General features: G+C 74.7%; 21 protein-coding genes. 15 read left to right on the top strand and 6 right to left on the bottom strand.

Annotation, left to right across the window (positions count from 1 at the left end):
• The first annotated feature begins 129 nt into the window (after positions 1-129).
• On the top strand, positions 130-1194 hold the full coding sequence (locus tag IE219_RS22105; protein WP_189980144.1) for a hypothetical protein: 1065 nt from the start codon (positions 130-132) through the stop codon (positions 1192-1194).
• Complete coding sequence (locus IE219_RS22100) at positions 1191-1676, top strand: GNAT family N-acetyltransferase (RefSeq protein WP_189980142.1); 486 nt, start codon at positions 1191-1193, stop codon at positions 1674-1676. The genes IE219_RS22105 and IE219_RS22100 overlap by 4 nt, the downstream gene beginning before the upstream one ends.
• Before the next feature lie 10 nt (positions 1677-1686).
• Here the strand turns inward: IE219_RS22100 and IE219_RS22095 are convergent, their stop codons facing one another.
• Positions 1687-2829 carry an NADH-quinone oxidoreductase subunit D gene (locus tag IE219_RS22095; RefSeq protein ID WP_189980139.1) on the bottom strand — a complete coding sequence of 381 codons (1143 nt, stop codon included), beginning with the start codon at positions 2827-2829 and terminating at the stop codon, positions 1687-1689.
• Positions 2830-2925: 96 nt separating this feature from the next.
• Positions 2926-3954 carry an SAM-dependent methyltransferase gene (locus IE219_RS22090; protein ID WP_189980137.1) on the bottom strand — a complete coding sequence of 343 codons (1029 nt, stop codon included), beginning with the start codon at positions 3952-3954 and terminating at the stop codon, positions 2926-2928.
• Positions 3955-4050: 96 nt separating this feature from the next.
• Between IE219_RS22090 and IE219_RS22085 the strand changes: the two genes are divergently transcribed.
• Both IE219_RS22085 and IE219_RS22080 read left to right on the top strand, forming a co-directional pair.
• Positions 4051-5253: a sensor histidine kinase gene (locus IE219_RS22085; protein WP_189980135.1), complete on the top strand. Its 1203-nt coding sequence runs from the start codon at positions 4051-4053 to the stop codon at positions 5251-5253.
• 39 nt (positions 5254-5292) lie between these two features.
• A complete protein-coding gene (locus IE219_RS22080; RefSeq protein ID WP_189980133.1) occupies positions 5293-5967 on the top strand; it encodes a response regulator in 675 nt (224 codons plus the stop codon).
• A 9-nt stretch (positions 5968-5976) separates the two neighbouring features.
• Here IE219_RS22080 and IE219_RS22075 read toward each other — a convergent pair whose 3' ends face one another.
• Both IE219_RS22075 and IE219_RS22070 read right to left on the bottom strand, forming a co-directional pair.
• Entirely contained in the window at positions 5977-7074 is a 1098-nt protein-coding gene (locus IE219_RS22075; RefSeq protein WP_373298869.1) for a DUF5937 family protein, read from the bottom strand.
• 86 nt (positions 7075-7160) lie between these two features.
• Complete coding sequence (locus IE219_RS22070; RefSeq protein ID WP_189980129.1) at positions 7161-8357, bottom strand: threonine aldolase family protein; 1197 nt, start codon at positions 8355-8357, stop codon at positions 7161-7163.
• A gap of 125 nt (positions 8358-8482) precedes the next feature.
• Between IE219_RS22070 and IE219_RS22065 the strand changes: the two genes are divergently transcribed.
• From IE219_RS22065 to IE219_RS22020, 10 genes are all read left to right on the top strand, one after another.
• On the top strand, positions 8483-9445 hold the full coding sequence (locus IE219_RS22065; protein ID WP_189980127.1) for a Rossmann-like and DUF2520 domain-containing protein: 963 nt from the start codon (positions 8483-8485) through the stop codon (positions 9443-9445).
• Complete coding sequence (gene panC, locus IE219_RS22060) at positions 9442-10521, top strand: pantoate--beta-alanine ligase (protein ID WP_189980125.1); 1080 nt, start codon at positions 9442-9444, stop codon at positions 10519-10521. Before IE219_RS22065 ends, panC begins: the two co-directional genes overlap by 4 nt.
• Entirely contained in the window at positions 10518-12209 is a 1692-nt protein-coding gene (locus IE219_RS22055) for an L-aspartate oxidase (protein WP_189980122.1), read from the top strand. Before panC ends, IE219_RS22055 begins: the two co-directional genes overlap by 4 nt.
• Positions 12206-13225, top strand: coding sequence for a carboxylating nicotinate-nucleotide diphosphorylase (nadC, locus tag IE219_RS22050; protein ID WP_189980115.1), 1020 nt, complete (start codon positions 12206-12208; stop codon positions 13223-13225). The genes IE219_RS22055 and nadC overlap by 4 nt, the downstream gene beginning before the upstream one ends.
• Positions 13225-14031 (top strand): type III pantothenate kinase, encoded by an 807-nt coding sequence (locus IE219_RS22045; RefSeq protein ID WP_189980113.1) that lies wholly within the window; start codon positions 13225-13227, stop codon positions 14029-14031. The genes nadC and IE219_RS22045 overlap by 1 nt, the downstream gene beginning before the upstream one ends.
• Positions 14032-14374: 343 nt before the next feature.
• Positions 14375-14947, top strand: coding sequence for a hypothetical protein (locus IE219_RS22040; protein WP_189980523.1), 573 nt, complete (start codon positions 14375-14377; stop codon positions 14945-14947).
• Positions 14948-14961: 14 nt separating this feature from the next.
• On the top strand, positions 14962-15138 hold the full coding sequence (locus IE219_RS22035; protein ID WP_189980111.1) for a hypothetical protein: 177 nt from the start codon (positions 14962-14964) through the stop codon (positions 15136-15138).
• Between the two features lie 171 nt (positions 15139-15309).
• Positions 15310-15723 (top strand): BlaI/MecI/CopY family transcriptional regulator, encoded by a 414-nt coding sequence (locus IE219_RS22030; protein WP_189980108.1) that lies wholly within the window; start codon positions 15310-15312, stop codon positions 15721-15723.
• Positions 15724-15738: 15 nt separating this feature from the next.
• Complete coding sequence (locus IE219_RS22025) at positions 15739-16248, top strand: amino-acid N-acetyltransferase (protein WP_189980106.1); 510 nt, start codon at positions 15739-15741, stop codon at positions 16246-16248.
• A gap of 177 nt (positions 16249-16425) precedes the next feature.
• On the top strand, positions 16426-16764 hold the full coding sequence (locus IE219_RS22020; RefSeq protein ID WP_189980104.1) for a histone-like nucleoid-structuring protein Lsr2: 339 nt from the start codon (positions 16426-16428) through the stop codon (positions 16762-16764).
• Here the strand turns inward: IE219_RS22020 and IE219_RS22015 are convergent.
• Positions 16743-17339, bottom strand: a complete 597-nt coding sequence (locus IE219_RS22015) for an SCO3374 family protein (protein WP_189980102.1) — start codon at positions 17337-17339, stop codon at positions 16743-16745. The genes IE219_RS22020 and IE219_RS22015 overlap by 22 nt on opposite strands.
• A 473-nt stretch (positions 17340-17812) precedes the next feature.
• Here IE219_RS22015 and IE219_RS22010 point away from each other — a divergent pair, with 473 nt between their 5' ends.
• Positions 17813-20332, top strand: a complete 2520-nt coding sequence (locus IE219_RS22010; protein ID WP_189980100.1) for an ATP-dependent Clp protease ATP-binding subunit — start codon at positions 17813-17815, stop codon at positions 20330-20332.
• A 75-nt stretch (positions 20333-20407) separates the two neighbouring features.
• On the opposite strand, the gene IE219_RS22005 is transcribed toward IE219_RS22010, so the two are convergent.
• On the bottom strand, positions 20408-23299 hold the full coding sequence (locus tag IE219_RS22005; RefSeq protein ID WP_189980098.1) for an NACHT domain-containing protein: 2892 nt from the start codon (positions 23297-23299) through the stop codon (positions 20408-20410).
• Positions 23300-23392: the final 93 nt, after the last annotated feature.

Genomic DNA, 23392 nt, shown 5'->3' with positions numbered 1-23392 from the left:
CGCCGAAGTGGGGAAGTCGGCCCGAAACGGAAGCGGAACGCGGTCTCTCCGATTCCGGCGTCGAGAAGTGGCCAAGAGATTACCGGGCCGACCTCCCACGCCCTCCCTACGCACGGTAAATTTCAGGCCATGCCACGTGGACGCCACCGCCATTCCCCGCCTCTGCACAAACTGATGCCGCCCTCCGCGGTCGCCGGGGCCGCGGCCGTCTGCGCCGCGGCCGCCTGGCTGCCCGGGGAACTCGTGGTCGTCCGGCTGCTCGCCACCGCGGCGGCGGCCGCCGCCGTCACCGGCGCCGTCCTCATGCGCGGCTGGGACCGCAGCGCCGGCCGCCAGGTCGCCGAACTGTCCCGGGCCCGCACCGCCGACCAGTGGAAGGCCGAGGAGCGCCTCGCCGAACTGGAGGCGGACCTGGAGGAGTCCCGCGCCCTGCGCATCCGCCTCGACGCCAAGCTCCGCGCCAAGCGCGTCGAACTCGCCGCCCTGCGCGGCGAGCACGCCGACCTGCTCCGCCGCTACGCCACCGCCGAGACCGAGCGCGCCGGCGCTCTGGAGGAGACCCGCCTCCTCGCCCGCAACGCCGCCGAGGCCCCTCGGGAGCTGACCGCCGCCGGCACCGCGCCCACCCCGGAGGCGTACCGGCGCGCCGCCGGGGCCCTGCGGGACCTCGCCCGCAACGCCGCCGCCCAGAAGGCCCGCCGCACCGCCGAGGCCGCCCGCGCCCGCGACCTCGCCGAGCGCGCCGCCGAGAGCGAGGAGCCGCGCGGCCGGCACGCCGCCGAGCAGCACACCCGCCCGGAGGCCCCGGCCGCCCTGCCCCCGGCCGCCCCCGCCAAGGCCCTGCCCCCGGCGGCCCCCGCCGCCCCGGACCGGACCCCGGCCGTCCCGGTCGCCCACGCGATCGTCCCGTACACGGCCCGCCGGGTCGCCCGCACCGAGGGCGGCTTCGACTTCTTCGGCACCCAGAAGACCGCCATCGAGGCCGTCGAGGACACCGACCTCGCCGACGTGGTGGGCCAGGAGGCCCTGGAGGAGGCCCGCGCGGCGGCCCTCCCGCTCACACCGGTCCCGGCCCCCGCCCCGGTCCGCCCGCCGACCGCGCCCGGCGCCATCGGCCAGGTCATCGACCTCACCGCGCACGACGAGACGGAGCAGCTCGACGTGGCCGAGCTGCGCGGCGCCGTCAACCAGTGACCGCCCGCACCGCCCCCCTCCCCCGCGAGGAGGTGCCCGGCCGCCGCGACGAGCTGATCGCCCTGTGCGCCCAGGCGTTCGGCGGCGCCCCCTGGCACGACCCGCCGCGCGGCGCCGTACGGACCGCCGACCGGCTCGTCGCCTCCGCGGCCCGCCGCGCGGACTTCCGCGCGGTGGCCGCCCTCGGCCCCGACGGCGCCCTGCGCGGCCTCGCCGCCGGCTGGACCGACACCGCCCTCTCCGGCGCCGGCCCCGCCTTCGAACTGGCCGAGCTCGCCGTCGTCCCCGCCCACCAGGGCCGCGGCCTCGGCCGTGCCCTCCACGACGCGCTGCTGGCCGCCGCCCCCGCCGGGCCCGCCTTCCTGATGACCCTCGACGTGCCGGAACTCACCGGCCGCTACGCCCGCTGGGGCTGGACGGTCGCCGACCGCCGCCGCCCCGACGGCGACGACCGCGCCTACGTGCTCATGCGCCGCCCCTGAGCGGCCCGGCTCACTTGTCGATGTCGCCGACGACGAAGAAGAACGACCCCAGGATCGCGACCATGTCCGCGACCAGCGTCCCCGGCAGCAGCTCCACCAGCGCCTGGATGTTGTTGTACGAGGCCGAGCGCAGCTTCAGCCGGTAGGGCGTCTTCTCGCCCTTCGACACCAGGTAGTAGCCGTTCAGCCCGAGCGGGTTCTCCGTCCAGGCGTACGTGTGGCCCTCCGGGGCCTTCAGCACCTTCGGCAGCCGCTGGTTCACCGGCCCCCGGGGCAGCTCCTCCATCCGGTCCAGACAGGCGTCCGCCAGCTCCAGCGCGTTGTGCGTCTGCTCCAGCAGGCACTCGAAGCGGGCCAGGCAGTCGCCGTCCTCGCGGACCACCACCCGCAGCACGTCCCGGAGCTCCCCGTACGCCAGGTACGGCTCGTCGCGCCGCAGGTCGAAGTCGACGCCGGAGGCGCGGGCGATCGGCCCCGACACCCCGAAGGCGTGCACGGTCTCCCGGTCCAGCACGCCGATCCCGCGCGTACGGCCCCGGAAGATCTCGTTGCCGAGGACCAGCCGGTCGTACACGTCCATCCGCGACCGCACCGACGCCACCGCCTGCCGCACCCGGCCCGTCCACCCCGCCGGCAGGTCCTCCTTGAGACCGCCGACCCGGTTGAACATGTAGTGCATCCGGCCGCCGGAGACCTCCTCCATCACCGCCTGGAGCTCCTCGCGCTCCCGGAAGGCGTGGAAGACCGGCGTGATCCCGCCCAGCTCCAGCGGGTACGAGCCCAGGAACATCAGGTGGTTCAGGACCCGGTTCAGCTCCGCGAGCAGCGTCCGCGTCCACACCGCCCGCTCCGGCACCTCCATGCCGAGCATCCGCTCCACGGCCATCACCACGCCGAGCTCGTTCGAGAACGCCGACAGCCAGTCGTGCCGGTTGGCCAGCATCACGATCTGCCGGTAGTCCCGTGCCTCGAACAGCTTCTCGGCGCCCCGGTGCATGTAGCCCACGACCGGCTCGGCGTGCCGGATCACCTCGCCGTCCAGCACCAGCCGCAGCCGGAGCACCCCGTGCGTGGAGGGGTGCTGCGGGCCGATGTTCAGCACCATGTCGGTGCTCTCCGCCGCGCCGCCGATGCCGACCGTGGTCTCCGTCATGCCGGACAGTATCCCCCGCCCCGGGGCCCGCCGACGGGCCGGACCCCAGCCTGTGGACAACCCCGCCGCCCGCCCGCGGCCCCTCACCCGGACGGCTCAGCCGGCCGCGGTCGCGGCGCCCCCGCCCACCCGGTGGACCAGCCACAGGAAGTCCCCCAGCCCGCCGCGCGCCGTCAGCTCCGCCGCCTCCCCGGCGGCGGCCAGCGCCCGCACGTACCCGGCGGGGTCCGACGAGGCCAGCGCCAGCGGCGGCCGGGCCCCCGACACCCCCAGCCGGGCCAGCTCCTCCCGCTGGACGGTCAGCACGCCCGGCGCGCGCGCGTGCGCCGCCGCCGCGCACGCGTCCATCGCCACGTGGGAGGTGAGGTCACCGGAGCCGTCCGGCACCGGCGCCACCTCGCGGCCCGCCCGGAAACCGGTCAGCGTCCCGAACGGCGGCCGGGCCCCCCGCACGTGCCCGTAGTCCACCGCCACCGCCCGGCCCGCCGCCAGCGACCCCACCGCCGCCGCCCACGCCTCGTCCCGGGGCCGGCCGATCTCCGCCCGAGCCCCCGGCTCCGCCAGTGGCCACCAGCGCTCCAGCCACGCCGCGTCCGCACCCCCCACCGGCGCCCCCAGCCGCTCCGCGCCGTCCGCGCGGACCTCCACGTACCGCACCGTGCCGTCGCCGTCCGCCTCCGCGACGTCCACCGGCACGTTGTCCAGCCACTCGTTGGCGAACAGCAGCCCGCGCACCCCCTCGGGCAGCCGGCCGGTCCACTCCACCCGGGGATCGAGCCCCGCCGGCCGGGCGGCCCGCTCGACCGCGTACGCCCGCACCCGCAGCCCCGCCGGGACCGCCGCCAGCACCCCGGCCACCAGCTCGCCCCGGCCCGCGCCCACGTCCACCAGGTCGACCTCGCCGGTGCCCAGCTCCTCCGCCGTCGCCACCAGCAGCCGGGCCACCGCCGCCGCGAACAGCGGCGAGGCGTGCACCGAGGTCCGGAAGTGCCCGGCCGGCCCCTCCGGCCGCAGGAAGAACCCCTCAGGGCCGTACAGCGCCCGCTCCGTCGCCTCCCGCCAGCCCCGCCACTCCCGCCCGTCCCCGGACTCCCGGACCGTCCCGCCCGCCGCGTCATACGTCACGGGCACCAGTCTCCACCCCGGGAAGTAGGAGCTCCGGGGCAAGGATCGGCCGCACGGTTGATCCCCCGCCCACCCGCCTTCCCTACTCTGGGTTACGTGCAGCGCCTCTACGACTTCCTCCGCAGCCACCCGACGGGCGTCGACGTCTTCTGGGCCGTCGCCCTCCTCGGGATGTCCCTGCTGTGGATCTCGTCGGGGGCCCCCATGACGGGCGCCCCCCTCGGCTACGGGGCGGTCGCCGTCCTGTTCTCCCTCGTCGTCGCCCTGCGGCGGCGGGCGCCGGAGAAGATGCTCCTCCTCACCGTCGCCCTCGGCCTCGCCCAGCTCGCGTGCGACGTCCCGCCGTTCCTGGCGAACTTCGCCATGCTCGTGATCATCTTCACCGTCGCCGCCCACGACGGCCCCCGGTGGGCCTCCCGGCTCGCCCTCGCCGGCGGCCTCTCCGCCGCCACCCTCTCCCAGCTGAGATGGCCCCTGGAGGGCAACAACTCGGTCCCCGTCCAGGTCTTCTTCACGGTGATCATGACCGTGCCGTTCGCGCTCGCCTGGGTCCTCGGCGACTCCCTGCGCACCCGCCGCGCCTACTTCGCGCAGCTGGAGGAGCGGGCCGCCCGCCTGGAGCAGGAGCGCGAGGCCCAGGCCAAGGTCGCGGTCGCCGCCGAGCGCGCCCGGATCGCCCGCGAACTCCACGACGTCGTCGCCCACAACGTCTCCGTGATGGTCGTGCAGGCCGACGGTGCCGCCTACGTCATGGACTCCTCCCCGGAGACCGCCAAGCAGGCCCTGGAGACCATCGCCGGCACCGGCCGGCAGGCGCTCGCCGAGATGCGCCGCCTGCTCGGCATCCTGCGCACCGGCGAGCACCAGGAGGCCGGCGAATACGTGCCCCAGCCCGACGTGGAGCAGATCGCGGAACTCGTCGAGCAGGTCCGGGGCGCCGGCCTCACCGTCGACCTCACCGTCGAGGGCACCCCGCGCGACCTGCCCACCGGCGTCGGCCTCACCGCCTACCGGATCGTGCAGGAGGCCCTCACCAACACCCGCAAGCACGGCGGGCCCGACGCGGGCGCCCGCGTGCGGCTCGTCTACTTCGACGACGGCCTCGGCCTCCTCGTCGAGGACGACGGCCGGGGCGCCCCGCAGGAGATGTACGAGGACGGGGGCGCCGACGGCCGCGGCCACGGCATGATCGGCATGCGGGAGCGGGTCGGCATGGTCGGCGGCACCCTGGACGCGGGCCCGCGCCCCGGCGGCGGCTTCCGGGTCAGCGCCCTCCTGCCGCTCAAGCCCGCCCCCTGACCGGACCCGCAGCCCCGTCCCCCTCAGTGAAGGAACCCCATGTCCATCCGCGTGATGCTCGTCGACGACCAGGCGCTGCTGCGCACCGGCTTCCGCATGGTGCTGGCCGCCCAGCCGGACATGGAGGTCGTGGCCGAGGCGGGCGACGGCGCGGAGGCGCTGGAGGTGCTGCGCACCGCCGAGGTCGACGTGGTCCTCATGGACGTCCGCATGCCCCGCCTCGACGGCGTCGAGGCCACCCGCCGGATCTGTGCCGCCCCCGACGCCCCGAAGGTGCTCATCCTCACCACCTTCGACCTGGACGAGTACGCCTTCTCCGGCCTGAAGGCGGGCGCCAGCGGCTTCATGCTCAAGGACGTGCCGCCCGCCGAGCTGCTCACCGCGATCCGCTCGGTGCACAGCGGCGACGCCGTGGTGGCCCCCTCGACCACCCGCCGCCTCCTGGACCGCTTCTCCCCGATGCTGCCCTCCTCCGGCCGGGACCCCGAGCACCGCGAACTGGACCGGCTGACCGACCGCGAGCGCGAGGTCATGCTGCTCGTCGCCCAGGGCCTGTCCAACGGCGAGATCGCCGCCCGCCTCGTCCTCTCCGAGGCGACCGTGAAGACCCACGTCGGCCGCATCCTCACCAAGCTCGGCCTGCGCGACCGCGTCCAGGTCGTGGTCCTCGCCTACGAGACCGGCCTGGTCCGCGCGGGCGGCGCGAAGGGCTGACCGGCGCGCTCAGCGCAGGACCGACTCCAGGAAGTCGCTGCCCAGCCGGGCCACGACCGACACGTCGAGCTGGTGGAGCACGTACCGGCCGCGCCGCTGCGTGGTGAGCAGCCCCGCCCTCTTCAGGACGGCCAGGTGCCGGGAGACCTCCGGGGCGGTGATGCCGTACGCGTCCGCCAGCTCGCTCGTCGAGTACGTGCCGCGCGCCAGGCTGCGGCACAGCCGCATCCGCATCGGATGGGCCACCGCCTCCAGCCGGAGCCGCACCGTCCCGACCGGCTCGGCGCCGCCGACCTCCCGGGCGGAGACCGGGTACTGCACCACCGGCCGCCGGCCCGGCGCGTGCACGGCGAACAGGTGCGGCCAGCCGAAGGCGGTCGGCAGGAACGCCACCGGGCGGCCCTCCGCCGCCGTCGCGCCGTGCGTCAGCTTGTCCACCGTGATCCGGGTGGCCGGCCCGTCCTCCTCCAGGGCGAGCGCGGGCGAGGCGTCGGCGAGCGCCTCGGCCAGGCCCCGGCGGCGCAGCAGCTCCGTCTTGTGCCGGGCGTCGGCGGCGAGCTGGACCCGGACCCGCCGCCAGGTGTCCGCGAAGAACGCCTCGTCGCAGTCCTCCAGGAGACGGCGGATCCACGCGCGCGTGGCCGCCGGATCGGCGAGCGTCCGCTCCACGAAGGCCGCCTGCCGGGGGCCGCGCGCCGCCGCCAGGTCCAGGGTCCGGCGCCGGCTCGCCGCGTCCACCAGCGGCGAGGGCACCCCCTCGCCGTACCGGGGGCTGCACGAGATCTCCAGGGCCGCGCCGACGAAGTCCTCGTCGTCCATCCGGTCCAGGTCGTCCAGCTCCTCCGCCAGCGTCTCGCGCGGCTCGGCGGGCAGCAGCAGGTCGGAGCGGGTCGAGCGCCACATGAAGTCGGCCTCGTGCAGCCGGTCCGCCAGGCACGGGTCGAGCCCGGCCGAGACCGTCGTCGTCCAGGCGTGCAGCCGGGGGTGGTGGGCCGGCTCGGCGAGCGCGTGCAGGGCGGCGCCCAGCTCCGCCAGCGGCGAGGGCGAGAAGTGGATCCGCTCGGGCGGCAGGCCGGTGATGTCGATGGTCACGCTCACGCCCCCCATGGTGCGGTACGCCCCCGGGACGCCGTCGCGCCGATTGACGGGGGCCGTCAATCGGCGCGACGGCCCGGACGCCCGCCCGCGCCGCCTCAGCCGCCGACGAGCCCCAGGAAGTCCCGTACCGCGGTCCGGACGTCGTCCGCGGCCCACTCCAGGCCCGGCGCCGCCACCGTCACCTCGGTCACCGCGACCCCCGGCGGGCCGCCCGCGCCCGGGGCCGACCAGCGGCGGAACAGACAGGTCCCGGTCCGCTCGGTCAGGGCCAGGGAGGCCGCCGTCAGGACCTCCGGGGCGTACGGCAGCCACACCTGGAACTGGTGGGTGTGCGGCTCCTCCGGGTGGACCCGGAACCAGCCCGGCCCGCCCTCCCCGGCCAGCGCCTCCCGCAGCGCCCCGGCGACCACGCGCGCGTGCGCCGCGTACGCGGGCAGCCGGGGCAGCTCGACGTCCAGGCCGCGCAGCGCGGCGAGCACCGCCGGGTACTGCTGGAAGACCCGCCCCCCGTACCGGTGCAGCCACACCCGGGCCTCGGCCACGAGCTCCTCGGGCCCGGCCAGCACCGCCCCCGACAGGCCGTCGAGGGACTTGTAGAACGACACGTAGACGCTGTCCGCGAGCCCGGCGACCTCCGCGAGCGGCCGGCCGAACCAGGCGGCGGCCTCCCACAGCCGGGCGCCGTCGAAGTGCACCGCGGCGTCCCGCTCCCGGGCCGCCCCGACCGCCCCGGCCAGCTCCTCCCAGGAGGGCAGCACGAAACCGGCGTCCCGCAGCGGCAGCTCCAGCATCAGCGTCCCGAACGGCTCCGGATGGTCCCGCACCTCCTCGGCCGACGGCAGCCGGGGCGCGTCCGTCGGGTGCGTCGTCCGCAGCCCCGACACGGCCCCCAGGGCCCCGCCCTCGTGGACCTCCGGATGGGCGAGCGGGTGCAGCGCGACGACCGGGTTCCCGGTCCGCGCCGCCCAGCACCGCAGCGCCACCTGCTGGGCCATCGTGCCGGTGGGGAAGAAGACGGCCGCGGGCATGCCCAGCTCCCGGGCCACCCGCTCCTCCAGGACCTCCACCAGGCCGCCGCCGTACACGTCGGGCAGCTCGCCGCCGAGGCCCGCCTCCCCGGCCCACCGCGCCAGCCCGGCCAGCAGCTCCCCGACCGAGCCCTCCGCGGACGGGCTCCACAGGGAGCGGGCGGCACCGCCCCACACCCGCGCCCGGTGCCGCCGCGCGGCCTCCTCGTCCACCTCTCCGAGAGCTTCCCCGGCCGTCCCGTCCACCACGTCGTCCACATCCATGCACCGATCATCACACCGTCGCCCGCGGCCTGTGGACAGCCCGGGAGGGGCACGAAACGCTGGCGTAGCATGACCAGAAATCGTCCGGTACCCGCCGAGGACTGGAACGGAAGGCCGTACCCACCGTGAACGCACCCGCAGCGCCAGAACCCCGGGCCGAGGACCGACCCGCCCGGCTCACCGTCGGAGTCGTCGGCGCCGGCCGCGTCGGCCCCGCGCTCGCCGCCTCCCTCCGCCTCGCCGGACACCGCCCCGTCGCCGTCTCCGCCGTCTCCGACGCCTCCCGCCGCCGGGCCGCCGCCCTGCTGCCGGACGTCCCGGTGGTCGAGCCCGCGCGCGTGCTCGCCCTCGCCGACCTCGTCCTGCTCACCGTCCCCGACGACGCCCTGCCCGGCCTCGTCGAAGGACTCGCCGGCACCGGCGCCGTCCGCCCCGGCCAGCTGATCGTCCACACCTCCGGGCGGTACGGGGCCCGGGTCCTGGACCCGGCCCGCCGCGCCGGCGCCCTCCCGCTGGCCCTCCACCCCGCCATGACCTTCACCGGCACCGCCGTCGACGTCCAGCGGCTGGCCGGCTGCTCCTTCGGGGTGACCGCCCCCGAGGAGCTGCGGCTCGCCGCCGAGGCCCTCGTCATCGAGATGGGCGGGGAGCCCGAGTGGATCGCCGAGGAGGCCCGGCCGCTCTACCACGCGGCCCTCGCCCTCGGCGCGAACCACCTGGTCACCCTGGTCGCCCAGTCGATGGAACTGCTCCGCACGGCCGGCGTGACCGCCCCCGACCGGATGCTCGGCCCGCTCCTCGGCGCCGCCCTCGACAACGCCCTGCGCTCCGGCGACGCCGCCCTCACCGGCCCCGTCGCCCGGGGCGACGCCGGCACCGTCGCCGCCCACGTGGCCGAACTGCGCAAGCACGCCCCCGGCACCGTCGCCGGCTACCTGGCGATGGCCCGCACCACCGCCGACCGGGCCCTCGCGCACGGCCTGCTCCGGCCCGAACTGGCCCAGGACCTGCTGGGCGTCCTCGCCGGCGACGCCCCCGACACCGACACCACCGGCCCCGCCGACGGGCCGCGAGGAGACGACCGATGAGCCCCGCCCCGCACACCCCCGGGCACCCCGTGCCGGCGGAGCTCGCCTCCACCGTCGCGGAGCTGCGCCACGCGCGCGTGCGCGGCGCAGCCGCCCCCGGCGCCACCGCCGTCGTCATGACCATGGGCGCCCTCCACGAGGGCCACGCCACCCTCGTCCGCGCCGCCCGCGAGCGCGTCGGACCGGACGGCACCGTCATCGTCACCGTCTTCGTCAACCCGCTCCAGTTCGGCGCCGGCGAGGACCTCGACCGCTACCCCCGCACCCTGAAGGCCGACCTGGAACTCGCCTCCGAGGCGGGCGCCGGCATCGTCTTCGCCCCCGCCGCCGACGAGGTCTACCCCGGCGGACAGCCCCAGGTGCGGATCACCGCCGGACCCATGGGCGGGCTCCTGGAGGGCGCCTCCCGCCCCGGCCACTTCGACGGCGTCCTCACCGTCGTCGCCAAACTGCTCCACCTCACCCAGCCCGACCTGGCCTTCTTCGGCCAGAAGGACGCCCAGCAGCTCGCCGTCATCCGCCGCATGGCGCAGGACCTGAACTTCCCCGTCGAGATCGTCGGGGTGCCCACCGTCCGCGAGACCGACGGCCTCGCCCTGTCGAGCCGCAACCGCTACCTGTCGGCCGAGGAGCGCCGCACCGCGCTCGCCCTCTCCCGCGCCCTCTTCGCCGGCCGCGACCGGCTCGCCGCCCAGGAGGCGCTGCGCGCGCGTGCCGACGCGCTGCCCGGCGCGCAGGGCCGGGCCGGACAGCGCGCCGAGGCGCTGACCCGGCTGGGCGAGGCCCGCGCCGCCGCCGACGTCCACGCGGTCGCCCAGGCCGCCGAGGGCGGCGCCGCCGGAGCCGTCCGGGCCGCCGCCCGCGCGGTCCTCGAGGAGGCCGCCGCCGCCGAACCGCCCCTCGTCCTGGACTACCTCGCCCTGGTTGACCCGGCCGACTTCACCGAGGCCGGCGACGCCCACCGGGGCGAGGCGATCCTCGCGGTCGCCGCCCGCGTGGGCACCACCCGTCTGATCGACAACATCCCGCTGACCTTCGGAGACCCCGAAGGCACCCCCCAGGGAGCCGCCAAGTGACCGGAATACGGCTGCACGCCCCCGCGCCGGGCTGGGCCATCGACGCCGACGTCGTCGTGGTCGGCTCCGGCGTCGCCGGACTGACCGCCGCCCTGCGCTGCACCGCCGCCGGACTGCGCACCGTCGTCGTCACCAAGGCCAACCTCGACGACGGCTCCACCCGCTGGGCCCAGGGCGGCGTCGCCGCCGCCCTCGGCGAGGGCGACACCCCCGGCCAGCACCTGGACGACACCCTCGTCGCCGGGGCCGGGCTCTGCGACGAGCCGGCCGTCCGCCTCCTCGTCACCGAGGGCCCCGACGCGGTCCGCCGCCTCATCGCCACCGGCGCCTCCTTCGACCTCGCCGACGACGGCGAGATCGCCCTCACCCGGGAGGGCGGCCACCACCGCCGCCGGATCGCGCACGCCGGCGGCGACGCCACCGGCGCGGAGATCTCCCGCGCCCTGGTCGAGGCCATCAGGGAGCAGGGCGTGCGCACCATCGAGCACGCCCTCGTCCTCGACCTCCTGAAGGACGCCGAGGGCCGCACGGCGGGCGTCACCCTGCACGTCATGGGCGAGGGCCAGCACGACGGCGTCGGCGCCGTCCGCGCCCCCGCCGTGGTCCTCGCCACCGGCGGCATGGGCCAGGTCTTCTCCGCCACCACCAACCCGCCGGTCGCCACCGGCGACGGCGTCGCCCTCGCGCTGCGCGCCGGCGCCGAGGTCTCCGACCTGGAGTTCGTCCAGTTCCACCCGACGGTCCTCTTCCTCGGGGCGGGTGCCGAGGGCCAGCAGCCGCTGGTCTCCGAGGCGGTCCGCGGCGAGGGCGCCCACCTGGTCGACGCCGACGGCGTCCGCTTCATGGTCGGGCAGCACGAGCTGGCCGAACTGGCGCCCCGGGACGTCGTCGCCAAGGCGATCACCCGCCGCATGCGGGAGCAGGGCGCCGCGCACATGTACCTCGACGCCCGGCACTTCGGCGCCGCCATGTGGGAGCACCGCTTCCCGACGATCCTGGCCGCCTGCCGGGCGCACGGCATCGACCCGGTCACCGAGCCGATCCCGATCTCCCCGGCCGCCCACCACGCCTCCGGCGGCGTCCGCACCGACCTGAACGGCCGCACCACCGTCCCCGGCCTGTACGCGTGCGGGGAGGTGGCCTGCACGGGCGTGCACGGCGCCAACCGGCTCGCCTCGAACTCCCTCCTGGAGGGCCTGGTCTTCGCGGAGCGGATCGCCGCGGACATCGCCGAGCACGGCCCGCACCGCGAGGGCGTGCCGCGCACCGAGCCCGCGGGCACGGTGCTCACCCTCCTCGCCCCCGAGGTCCGCCGCGAGATCCAGCGGATCATGACCCAGGGCGCGGGCGTGCTCCGGTCGGCCGCCGGGCTGACCGACGCCGCCGACGCCCTCGAAGCGCTCCGGCAGGACGCCGAGGAGGACGGCAAGGCCGCCGAGCCGGGCGTGGACTCCTGGGAGACCACCAACCTGCTGTGCGTGGCCCGGGTCCTCGCCGCGGCGGCCCTGGAGCGCGAGGAGACGCGGGGCTGCCACTGGCGCGAGGACCGTCCCGACCGGGACGACGAGCGGTGGTGCCGCCACCTGGTCGTCCGCCTGACGCCCGACCGCCACCCGGTGGTGCGCACCACCCGGACCGCCGACTTTCCGCCCGTCACCCCCGAAGCAGCCAGGGAGCAGCAGTCGTGAGCACGCCCGAGGAAGCCCGTCCCGAGCCCGTGGACGTCCCTCTCATCCAGATCAGCTCCGTCGAGGCCGGGGAGACCGGCGGCTGCGGCGACGGCTGCGGCTGCGGCGGCGAGGAGGAGTACGAGTGCGGGCTGGACCCGGCGCTCGCCCAGCTTCTCGCCGACGCCGGTCTCGACCCCGTCCAGGTCGAGGACATCGCCCACCTGGCGCTCGTCGAGGACCTCGACGGCGGCGTGGACGTGACGACCGTGGCGACCGTCCCCGAGGACGCCGTCGCGACCGCCGACTTCGTGGCCCGCGAGGCCGGCGTGGTCTCCGGCCTGCGGGTGGCGGAGGCGGTCCTGTCGCTGGTCTGCTCCGAGGAGTTCGAGGTCGAGCGGCACCGCGAGGACGGCGAGCGCGTCGCCCCCGGCGACCTGCTGCTCAGCGTCACCGCCCGGACCCGCGACCTGCTCACCGGCGAGCGCAGCGCGCTGAACATCCTGTGCCGCCTCTCCGGCATCGCCACCGCCACGCGCGCGTGGGCCGACGCCCTGGAGGGCACGAAGGCCAAGGTCCGCGACACCCGCAAGACGACGCCGGGGCTGCGCGCCCTGGAGAAGTACGCGGTCCGCTGCGGCGGCGGCGTCAACCACCGGATGTCGCTGTCGGACGCGGCCCTGGTGAAGGACAACCACGTGGTGGCCGCCGGCGGCGTCGCCGAGGCGTTCCGGGCCGTCCGCGAGGCGTTCCCCGAGGTGCCGATCGAGGTCGAGGTCGACACCATGCACCAGGTCCGCGAGGTGCTGGACGCGGGCGCCGACCTGATCCTGCTGGACAACTTCACCCCGGACGAGACCGAGGAGGCGGTGGCCCTGGTCGCCGGCCGCGCGGTCCTGGAGTCCTCGGGCCGGCTCACCCTGGAGAACGCGGCGGCGTACGCGGCGACCGGCGTGGACTACCTGGCGGTCGGCGGCCTCACGCACTCCTCGCCGATCCTCGACATCGGCCTGGACCTGCGCGAGGTGCGCGGCTGATGCTGCTCACCATCGACGTCGGCAACACGCACACGGTCCTGGGCCTCTTCGACGGCGAGGAGATCGTCGAGCACTGGCGGATCTCCACGGACCCCAGCAGGACCGCCGACGAGATGGCGGTCCTGCTCCAGGGCCTCATGGGCATGCACCCGCTGCTCGGCGCCGAGCTGAGCGACGGCATCGAGGGCATCGCCATCTGCGCGACGGTCCCCTCGGTCCTGCACGAGCTGCGCGAGGTGACCCGCCGCTACTACGGCGACGTGCCGGCGGTCCTCGTCGAGCCCGGCGTGAAGACGGGCGTGCCGATCCTCACGGACAACCCCAAGGAGGTCGGCGCGGACCGCATCATCAACGCGGTCGCGGCGGTCGAGCTCTACGGCGGCCCGGCGATCGTGGTCGACTTCGGCACGGCGACCACGTACGACGCGGTCACCGCGCGCGGCGAGTACGCGGGCGGCGCGATCGCCCCGGGCATCGAGATCTCGGTCGAGGCGCTCGGCGTGAAGGGCGCGATGCTCCGCAAGATCGAGCTGGTCCGGCCGCGCGGGGTGATCGGCAAGAACACCGTGGAGGCGATGCAGTCCGGCATCGTCTTCGGCTACGCGGGCCAGGTCGACGGCGTCGTCTCCCGGATGAAGCGCGAGCTGGTCGGCCCGCAGGGCGACCCGTCGGCCGTCACGGTGATCGCCACCGGCGGCCTCGCGCCGATGGTCCTGCGGGACTCGGCCGAGATCGACCGGCACGAGCCCTGGCTGACCCTGATCGGCCTCCGCCTCGTCTACGAGCGGAACGTCTCCCGCATGTGACCCCCGCCGCCGTACGGCCCCGGCCCGGACGCGACCGCCCGGACGCGACCGCCCGGACCGGAGCCGTACGGGCCCGGCCCGCGCGGTCGCACCCGCCGGCCGGAGCCGTACGACGGCCGTCCCGCCGGCCGTCCGCGTCCCACGGGCCGCCGGTGTCCCACCGGGCGTCCGCGCCCCGCCGGGCGGGTGAGCCCGTGCCGTCCGTACGGCGTCCCGGAGCGGGTGGGAAGCGCAGGTGGGAGGGGTGGGAGCGCGGCGACGCGCCGAAAGATCGCTAAGCGAACTTTGTCCGATTAGCACGTATCGTCGGTCCATGCCCACGCCCTACGGAACCCGCGGCGGCATGGCGTTCAGCGCGGACGAGCTGCGTGTGCTCCGACGCGCCCTCGCCAACGCCCTCCACCCCGCCCCCCTCCCGGACGAGGACGTCAGGGACGCCCTGCGCCTGGCCGATTCCGTGGACGAGGCCGTGCGCGAGGCCGGCCGGCTGCGCGCCTTCCTCCTCGACGACCTGGTCCGCTACCGCGCCGCCCTCCCCGCCGCCCTCCCCGGCTACCTGGAGCTCCTGGAGGACGCCCTGGCGGCCGGTTACGACCCCGGTGCCGACGACCTCGCCGCCCTGCGCGCCCTGCGCGGCAACCCGGCCGCCGCCCGGCTGCTCGACCGCTGCCAGGCCCTCGCCGAGCACTCCGTCCGCGCCCGCCTCGCCCGGGTCTCCCAGGCCGGCCCGACGTCCCCGGCGGCCTCCCGGGCCCGCCTGCTCGCCCTCCCCGGCGGCCGGGCGGCCGAGGAGCCCCGCCCCACCCCGCCCTCCCCGACGCCGGCCGAGCGCCCGGTCCCCAAGCCCTCCGAGGTCTTCCCGCCACGCCGCCGCCCGGTCCCCCCGCCCCCGCCTGAAGAGCGGGTCGCCGGCTAGCTACCCTGGTCGCCATGGAATACGTATCCGCGCTTGTGCCTCCGGTCGTGATGGCCGCCTTCTTCATCGGCCTCATCGTGGTGATCGTCAAGAGCCAGGGTGGTCCCAACAAGGCCAAGGAGGACGCCGCCGTCGACGCGGCCCTGGCCCGCGCGGAGAGCACCCGCCAGGGCGACGGCCCCGCCGCGTAGCGTCCGCGGCTCCCCGGCAGGCGCACGACCGCACGGTCGTGCGCCTTTTGTCGTCGCGTGTGGTCACTGCGTGACCGATCGGGGAAGGTGCGAGAAAGATCTGCGGCGCGTTCCGCCCCCTTTCACCCATCAATAGGCGTTATCCGCCGCTTCTCGCACTAGGCTGAACCCGTGCCCCGTCCCCTGGGAGAACTCGAAGACGCCGTCATGACGCGCGTCTGGCAATGGAACCGCCCGGTGACCGTCCGGGAAGTCCTGGAAGACCTCCAGCAGGAACGCTCCATCGCCTACACGACCGTCATGACCGTCCTGGACAATCTCCACCAGAAGGGCTGGGTGCGCCGGGAAGTGGAAGGCCGCGCCTATCGATATACGGCGGTCTCCTCCCGCGCCGCCTACTCGGCCGCGCTGATGAACGAGGCGTGGGCCCGCAGCGACAACCCCGCCGCCGCCCTGGTCGCCTTCTTCGGGATGATGTCCCCGGAACAGCGCGAGGCCCTGAACGACGCCGTCCGCATCGTCCAGCGCGACACCCCGCTCAGTGCCGCGCCGGAGGAGGGCGGCGCGGAAGAAGCCGCCTCCTAGCGATACCGTCCCCCCATGTCGAAAGCCCTCACGGTCCGCCGCGCCCGTACCTCCGACGTGGCCGCCGTGCGGCGCCTGGTCGACCCCTACGTGCGCCGCGGGATCCTGCTCGACAAGGCGACGGTGACGCTTTACGAGCACATCCAGGAGTTCTGGGTCGCGGAACGCGACGAGGACGCCGAGGTCGTCGGAGTCGGCGCCCTGCACGTCATGTGGGAAGACCTCGCGGAAGTCCGCACGCTCGCCGTCGATCCCGAGTTCAAGGGCGCCGGCGTCGGCCATCAACTGCTCGCGAAGTTGTTGCAGACGGCCCGCTGGCTCGGTGTGCGCAGGGTTTTCTGTCTCACCTTCGAAGTGGACTTCTTCGCGAAGCACGGCTTCGTCGAGATCGGCGAGACCCCGGTCGACGGAGATGTCTACAGCGAGCTCCTCCGTTCCTATGACGAGGGCGTCGCCGAGTTCCTCGGTCTCGAACGGGTGAAGCCGAACACCTTGGGCAACAGCCGGATGCTTCTGCACCTGTGACCGGGAAGCCCGGCGGAACCCCGGGGTGAAGCCGGACGGAAGCCGAGCGTAGCCCTATGTCCGAATCGCGCACGTTTCCCGCGATGCCGAGGATCTGAACCTCTCCCAGGGGTTTGTGTTTTGCCGGGAAAAGCGGTTTCCTTTCCGCGTACTGCATTTTCGATGAAAGGAAATCCGGTGGCACAGAAGGTTCAGGTCCTTCTTGTCGACGACCTCGACGGCGTCGAGGCGGACGAGACCGTGACGTTCGCGCTGGACGGCAAGACCTACGAGATCGACCTCACCACCGCCAACGCGGAAAAGCTCCGCGGCCTTCTTGAGCCGTACACCGCGAACGGGCGCCGCACCGGCGGCCGTGCCGCCACCGGCCGCGGAAAGGGCCGCGCCGCGGCTTCCGGCAGCGGTCCGGAGACGGCGAAGATGCGCGCGTGGGCCAAGGAGAACGGCCACGAGGTCAACGACCGCGGCCGCATCCCCGCGCACGTCAAGGCGGCCTACGAGGAGGCGAACCGCTGAGGCGCCCCCCGCCGGGCAGCCGGCCCGCGGGCCGGGACGCCCAGCAGTCGCGCCCGGTGACACTCCACCGCGGCCGCGGCCACCAGGCGCGCCAGGCACGGGGCCCCCGCACGGCCCCAGGGCCCCGACCGCGGGGCCGGCAGCGAGGACTCGACCTCCCGCCCCGGCTCGGGGGCCCGCAGCCACACGGCGGCACCCGGCGCGCCGGATCCGCCCCGCCCCGGCGGCGGGGGAGCGGTCATCCGGCCGTCGGCGCCCAGCGCCGCGAGATCCAGTGAGATCCCGCCCCACTCCAGCCATTCCAGCAGGCCCGGCAGCTCCTCGGCGCTCCCGGCGGCCACCAGGAAACGCATCCGGCGCCCCCGCAGGGCCACCGGCCCGGTCGCCGCGCCCACCCGGCGCAGCACCCTCCGGCCGGCCGCCGCGGGCAGGTCGAGGACGTCGAACCTGAGCCCGGTCACCAGCCGCGCCGGCGGCCCCGGCACCGCCGCCCAGCCCAGCTCCCGCTCGTACCACAGCGCGAGCTCCCGGCCGCCGTCGAGCGGCGTGCGGGGGGACGGGACGGTGGCGGCCATGTCCGGGGAACTCCCGGGGGGCCGGGGAGGTTACGGCTCCGGCCGCGAGCGGTGACGTAACGTTCCGGTCCGGAGACCCGAGGTGTCCGGTAATGAGGCGTACGCGCGCATTCGACGACGCGAACGTGTTCGCTGGTAGCGGAGGGACCCCGGGTGCGCCGCATGGACTGTCGGACCATACGGGTAAGACATTCCTAGTGGAGAGGGGTGACTCGTCCGGCCGGACCGTCTCACGTTCGCCGAAGGCGTACTCAAGGCGGGGGTAACTACTTGGCCTGCGGGAACATCGTCTCGCACCATCGAGTTGGAGCATTTGTCGACTGTTCGGCAGCGGACCGCCCCGCGGACAAGGGGGTGATCCGGACGGATGTCGGCAGTTGGAATGAGCGGTCCCCGCTTGCGGGACTAAGCTGCGGAAGGACAGGGAGGGGATCGACCCCTAACTGACTGACCGCTCTGAGGAGCGATTAACGATGTTCGAGAGGTTCACCGACCGCGCGCGGCGGGTTGTCGTCCTGGCTCAGGAAGAAGCCCGGATGCTCAACCACAACTACATCGGCACCGAGCACATCCTTCTGGGCCTTATCCACGAGGGTGAGGGTGTCGCCGCTAAGGCCCTGGAGAGCCTCGGGATTTCGCTCGAGGCGGTCCGCCAGCAGGTGGAGGAGATCATCGGCCAGGGCCAGCAGGCCCCGTCCGGTCACATCCCCTTCACCCCTCGTGCCAAGAAGGTCCTGGAGCTCTCGCTCCGCGAGGCCCTCCAGCTCGGCCACAACTACATCGGCACCGAGCACATCCTGCTCGGCCTGATCCGCGAGGGCGAGGGCGTCGCCGCCCAGGTCCTCGTGAAGCTGGGCGCCGATCTCAACCGGGTGCGGCAGCAGGTCATCCAGCTGCTCTCCGGCTACCAGGGCAAGGAAGCCGCCACCGCCGGCGGTCCTGCTGAGGGCACCCCCTCGACGTCCCTGGTCCTCGACCAGTTCGGCCGCAACCTCACCCAGGCGGCCCGCGAGTCCAAGCTCGACCCGGTCATCGGGCGCGAGAAGGAGATCGAGCGGGTCATGCAGGTGCTGTCCCGCCGCACCAAGAACAACCCGGTCCTCATCGGCGAGCCCGGCGTCGGCAAGACCGCCGTCGTCGAGGGTCTGGCCCAGGCCATCGTCAAGGGCGAGGTGCCCGAGACCCTCAAGGACAAGCACCTCTACACCCTGGACCTCGGCGCCCTGGTCGCCGGCTCCCGCTACCGCGGTGACTTCGAGGAGCGCCTGAAGAAGGTCCTCAAGGAGATCCGCACCCGCGGCGACATCATCCTGTTCATCGACGAGCTCCACACCCTCGTGGGTGCGGGCGCCGCCGAGGGCGCGATCGACGCCGCCAGCATCCTCAAGCCGATGCTGGCCCGCGGTGAGCTCCAGACCATCGGTGCCACCACGCTCGACGAGTACCGCAAGTACCTGGAGAAGGACGCCGCGCTGGAGCGCCGCTTCCAGCCCATCCAGGTCGCGGAGCCGTCGCTGCCGCACACCATCGAGATCCTCAAGGGCCTGCGCGACCGGTACGAGGCGCACCACCGCGTCTCCATCACCGACGAGGCCCTCGTCCAGGCCGCGACCCTGGCCGACCGGTACATCTCGGACCGCTTCCTCCCGGACAAGGCGATCGACCTGATCGACGAGGCCGGCTCCCGGATGCGCATCCGCCGGATGACCGCGCCGCCGGACCTCCGCGAGTTCGACGAGAAGATCGCCGACGTCCGCCGGGACAAGGAGTCCGCGATCGACTCGCAGGACTTCGAGAAGGCCGCCTCCCTGCGCGACAAGGAGAAGCAGCTCCTTGCCGCGAAGGCCAAGCGGGAGAAGGAGTGGAAGGCCGGCGACATGGACGTCGTCGCCGAGGTCGACGGCGAGCTGATCGCCGAGGTCCTCGCGACCGCCACCGGCATCCCGGTCTTCAAGCTGACCGAGGAGGAGTCCTCGCGCCTGCTCCGCATGGAGGACGAGCTCCACAAGCGCGTCATCGGCCAGAAGGACGCCGTCAAGGGCCTCTCGCGGGCGATCCGCCGCACGCGGGCCGGCCTGAAGGACCCGAAGCGTCCCGGCGGCTCGTTCATCTTCGCCGGTCCGTCCGGCGTCGGTAAGACCGAGCTGTCCAAGGCGCTCGCCGAATTCCTCTTCGGCGACGAGGACGCGATGATCTCCCTCGACATGTCGGAGTTCAGCGAGAAGCACACGGTTTCCCGCCTCTTCGGTTCGCCGCCCGGATACGTCGGCTACGAAGAGGGCGGCCAGCTCACCGAGAAGGTGCGCCGCAAGCCGTTCTCCGTCGTCCTCTTCGACGAGGTCGAGAAGGCCCACCCCGATATCTTCAATTCCCTGCTCCAGATCCTGGAGGACGGTCGCCTGACCGACTCCCAGGGCCGGGTCGTGGACTTCAAGAACACGGTCATCATCATGACGACCAACCTCGGGACCAGGGACATCTCGAAGGGCTTCAACCTGGGCTTCGCGGCCCAGGGCGACACGAAGTCCAACTACGAGCGGATGAAGGCGAAGGTCAGCGAGGAGCTGAAGCAGCACTTCCGCCCCGAGTTCCTCAACCGCGTCGACGACATCATCGTCTTCCCGCAGCTGACCCAGGACGACATCCTCCAGATCGTCGACCTGATGATCGGCCGCGTGGACGAGCGCCTGAAGGACCGGGACATGGGCATCGAGCTCTCCCAGTCCGCGAAGGAGCTCCTGGCGAAGAAGGGCTACGACCCGGTCCTGGGCGCCCGCCCGCTCCGCCGGACGATCCAGCGCGAGATCGAGGACACGCTGTCCGAGAAGATCCTCTTCGGCGACCTCCGCCCCGGCCACATCGTGGTCGTGGACACGGAGGGCGACGGCGAGGAGCGGAAGTTCACCTTCCGTGGCGAGGAGAAGTCGGCCCTGCCGGACGCCCCGCCGGTCGCGGCGGGCGAGGCGGGCCCGAACCTGTCGAAGGACGCGTAAGCGGCAGCCGCACCGAAGGGGCGGCCCCGGAACCTGGTGGTTCCGGGGCCGCCCCTTTTTCCGGTTTCCGGCTCCTCAGCGCTCCACGACCTCCACGTGCGGGGGTAGGTGCTCGGCGCCCGGGAGCGGCGAGCGGAGCCCGACGACCTTCCGGAGCCGGGGGAAGATCCGCTCCAGGGGGATCCAGGTGGGCACCTGGCGGAGGTGGAGGGTCGTCACCGACGGCAGGACGACCCCGGGCGGGCAGGAGCGGAGCACGTCCGGCTCCACCGCCAGGGAGACGAGGCCGGTCAGGCCGGCCAGCGTCCGCCAGTAGTCCCCGGGCTGCCACACGGCGAGGTGGCGCAGGTCCGGGTAGCGGTCGAGGCCGTCGAGGCCGTCGTCGGGGAGGGTGCTGACGTACAGCTCGCGCAGCGGCGCCGGGGGCAGGTCGGAGAGCTTCCACGGCAGTCCGGGCGGCAGCATCAGGGAGAGGGAGGCGAGCCCCTCCTGCCGCCGCAGGGCCGCGCGCGGGAACCGTTCGACGGCCAGCGTCGTCAGGTCGCAGCGCTCCAGCAGCGCCGCCGTGCGCGCGTCGCCGACCTGCTCGTCGATCTGGAGCAGCCGGGGCGCCAGGCCCAGGCGGAGGAGTTCGTCCGCCCGCTCGTCGTCGGTGACGATGTAGCGCAGGTCCGCCGGGTCGAGGGCGGCGACGACCTCCTCCGCGTACGGGCGGGGCTCGAAGCGCTGCCAGGCCCAGACGAGCTGGGCCCGGACGTCGAGGGACGGGTGGCGGGCGAAGCGCGCGAGGTAGGGGACGGCCGCGTCGACCGTGACGTGGCTCGCGGTGACCACCACCATCTCGGCCTCCCGGTCGGTCAGCCCCTCCGGGCCCGGCAGCAGGTCCAGGACCATCCGGCCGACGGAGGCCAGCTCGCGGGCCTCGTCCGGGTCCCGGGGCGGGATGATCTCCCCCGTACGCCGCGTGATCTCCTCCCGTACCTCCTGGGCGACCTCCGTGGCGTGGCCCAGGGCGGTCGCCGCGAGGAGGACCAGGCGGAGGTGGGCCGGGCGGTCGGCGGCGGCGTCCGCCGCGCGCAGCAGTTCGCGCAGGATCTCCGCGGCCTCGCGGGGGCGGGCGTGGCCGACGGCCATGCGCAGCACGTCCTCCCAGCGGTCGTCGGTCGCGTGGCGGACGAGGACGCCGATGTCCCAGCGGTCCACGAGGGCCTTCGCCGCCAGGTGGTCCTGGAAGGTGCGGTGGACGAAGTCGACGGTGTCGGCGGTGGGCTCGCGCAGCAGGCCGCTGCGGTGCAGCAGGTGGGTGAAGACCTGGCGCGGGGTGTGGCCGGGGAGGCCCAGCGCGGGGAGGGCCTCGGCGACCAGGGACTCGGCGTGCCCGCGGTCCATGACGAAGCGGTCGTTGAGCGTCAGCCAGTACGCCAGGCGCTGCACGAGCTGGATCTGCGGGGCCTCCTCCAGGGTGATCCCGTACGGGGCGCCCATGCCGCGCTCGCGGTCGCGGCGGGTGAGCAGCATGGAGAGGGCCGCGTCGTAGAGGGGTTTGCGGCCGTACGGGAGGTAGCCGCGCCGGTCGCGGTGGAGGGCGCAGATCAGGCCGCACATGAGGGGGTTGGTGGCGAGCTGGGCGACGTGCTCGGCGGTGCGGAGGGAGTCGAGGAGCCGCTGCTCGTACGGGGCGGCGTCGGGGCCGGCCGCGCGGTGCCAGCGGCGGACGAAGGTGGCGACCTCGGCGGGGGACATGGGGGAGAGGGTCAGTTCGGTGAAGCCGTCACGGGCCAGCCAGTCGTCGCGGACGGCGGTGGGGCGGGAGGTGACGAGCCAGCGGTTGCCGTCGCCGTACGCGTCGAGCAGGCCGCGCAGCCAGTCGCGGGCCCGGTCGCGCTCGGTCTCGGGGATCTCGTCGATGCCGTCGACGAGGACGAGGCCCCGGCCGGCGGCGAGGACGCGGTCGGCCCAGCCGGGGGGCGGGGTGAGCGGGCAGCCGGCGGCGGCGAGGAGGCGCTCGGCGTCGGGGAGGCGCTCGCCGTGCCGGGCGAGGGCGCGCAGCGGCAGGACGAAGGGGACGCGTCCGCGCAGGTACGCCGTCCCGGGGGCGGTGGCGGGGGAGCAGGCGGAGACCGTCAGCCACTGGACGAGGGTCGTCTTGCCGGAGCCCGCCTGGCCCCGGAGGAGGACGCGGTCGTGGGCGGCGGGGGCCAGGTCGGCGCGGAGGGAGGGGCGGTCCTGGGGGTCGGCGTGGGGGCCGCGGGGCTCGCCCGTCGCCTCCAGGGAGAGGTAGGCGACGTCGAGCGGCCACTCCTCCTCGGGGTTCTGGAGGTCGACGCCGTAGAGGGTGAGGCGGCCGTGCCGCCGCGTCAGGTGGGCCAGGTAGCGGCGCTCGAACTCCGCGTCCCGGACGGGGGTGCCGGGGTGGGCCGCCGCCAGCCCGCCGACCGCGGCGGCCAGGTCGGCCTGGCGCCGGGACTGCTCGACGAGGGTGCGGGGGACGAAGGAGGGGCGGCGGGTGAAGTGGTCGAGGAGGTGGCGGCAGGACTCCTCGACGGCGGTCTCCAGGTAGTGGAGGGAGTCGCCGGAGAGGCCGTCGGGGGCGGGGGCGGCGGAGCGCAGCCGGTCGGCGAGGGCGCGGGGGCCGAAGTGGACGGCCTGGGCGTCGTCCATGTCCAGCTCGCCGAGGGCGAGCAGGGTGGCGGCGAGGGCGTCGGTGACGGCCTCGGTCTCGTCGGCGGGGAAGAGGGGTTCGCCGGGGCCTTCGCAGGTGCGGTCGACGAGGGTGGCGGCGAGCCGGCGGACGTCCTTCTCGGCGAGGGCGGGCGGCTCGCGGCGGAAGGAGAGGAGGGCGGAGAGCCGTACGGGGCGGGCGGCGCCGGTGAGGCCCGCTCCCGGCACTTCGCTGACCAGCAGTTTCTTGAGGATCGGGCCGATCGCGGCGGATGCGATGCGGGCGCCGAGGACGGTCGGTTCCACGTGTGTCCCCCCGTTGGATGCCGAGGGGGTCAGCGTAGTGCGGGAGGGGGTGCGGGGGTCCCGGATCGGGTGACCTGGCTCCCATCGCGGGGC

The organism is Streptomyces termitum, from assembly GCF_014650175.1.
Lineage (GTDB): Bacteria > Actinomycetota > Actinomycetes > Streptomycetales > Streptomycetaceae > Streptomyces > Streptomyces termitum.
Note: the sequence above shows the minus strand (reverse complement) of the source record. Positions and strands in the feature narration are given on the sequence as shown.

Excerpts from the sequence above, each read along its gene's own strand:
- IE219_RS22105 (WP_189980144.1), top strand. The coding sequence starts at position 130 with ATGCCACGTGGACGCCACCGCCATTCCCCGCCTCTGCACAAACTGATG.
- IE219_RS22095 (WP_189980139.1), bottom strand. The coding sequence starts at position 2,829 with ATGACGGAGACCACGGTCGGCATCGGCGGCGCGGCGGAGAGCACCGAC.
- IE219_RS22080 (WP_189980133.1), top strand. The coding sequence starts at position 5,293 with ATGTCCATCCGCGTGATGCTCGTCGACGACCAGGCGCTGCTGCGCACC.
- IE219_RS22075 (WP_373298869.1), bottom strand. The coding sequence starts at position 7,074 with ATGGGGGGCGTGAGCGTGACCATCGACATCACCGGCCTGCCGCCCGAG.
- IE219_RS22070 (WP_189980129.1), bottom strand. The coding sequence starts at position 8,357 with ATGGATGTGGACGACGTGGTGGACGGGACGGCCGGGGAAGCTCTCGGA.
- panC (WP_189980125.1), top strand. The coding sequence starts at position 9,442 with ATGAGCCCCGCCCCGCACACCCCCGGGCACCCCGTGCCGGCGGAGCTC.
- IE219_RS22045 (WP_189980113.1), top strand. The coding sequence starts at position 13,225 with ATGCTGCTCACCATCGACGTCGGCAACACGCACACGGTCCTGGGCCTC.
- IE219_RS22040 (WP_189980523.1), top strand. The coding sequence starts at position 14,375 with ATGGCGTTCAGCGCGGACGAGCTGCGTGTGCTCCGACGCGCCCTCGCC.
- IE219_RS22035 (WP_189980111.1), top strand. The coding sequence starts at position 14,962 with ATGGAATACGTATCCGCGCTTGTGCCTCCGGTCGTGATGGCCGCCTTC.
- IE219_RS22025 (WP_189980106.1), top strand. The coding sequence starts at position 15,739 with ATGTCGAAAGCCCTCACGGTCCGCCGCGCCCGTACCTCCGACGTGGCC.
- IE219_RS22015 (WP_189980102.1), bottom strand. The coding sequence starts at position 17,339 with ATGGCCGCCACCGTCCCGTCCCCCCGCACGCCGCTCGACGGCGGCCGG.
- IE219_RS22010 (WP_189980100.1), top strand. The coding sequence starts at position 17,813 with ATGTTCGAGAGGTTCACCGACCGCGCGCGGCGGGTTGTCGTCCTGGCT.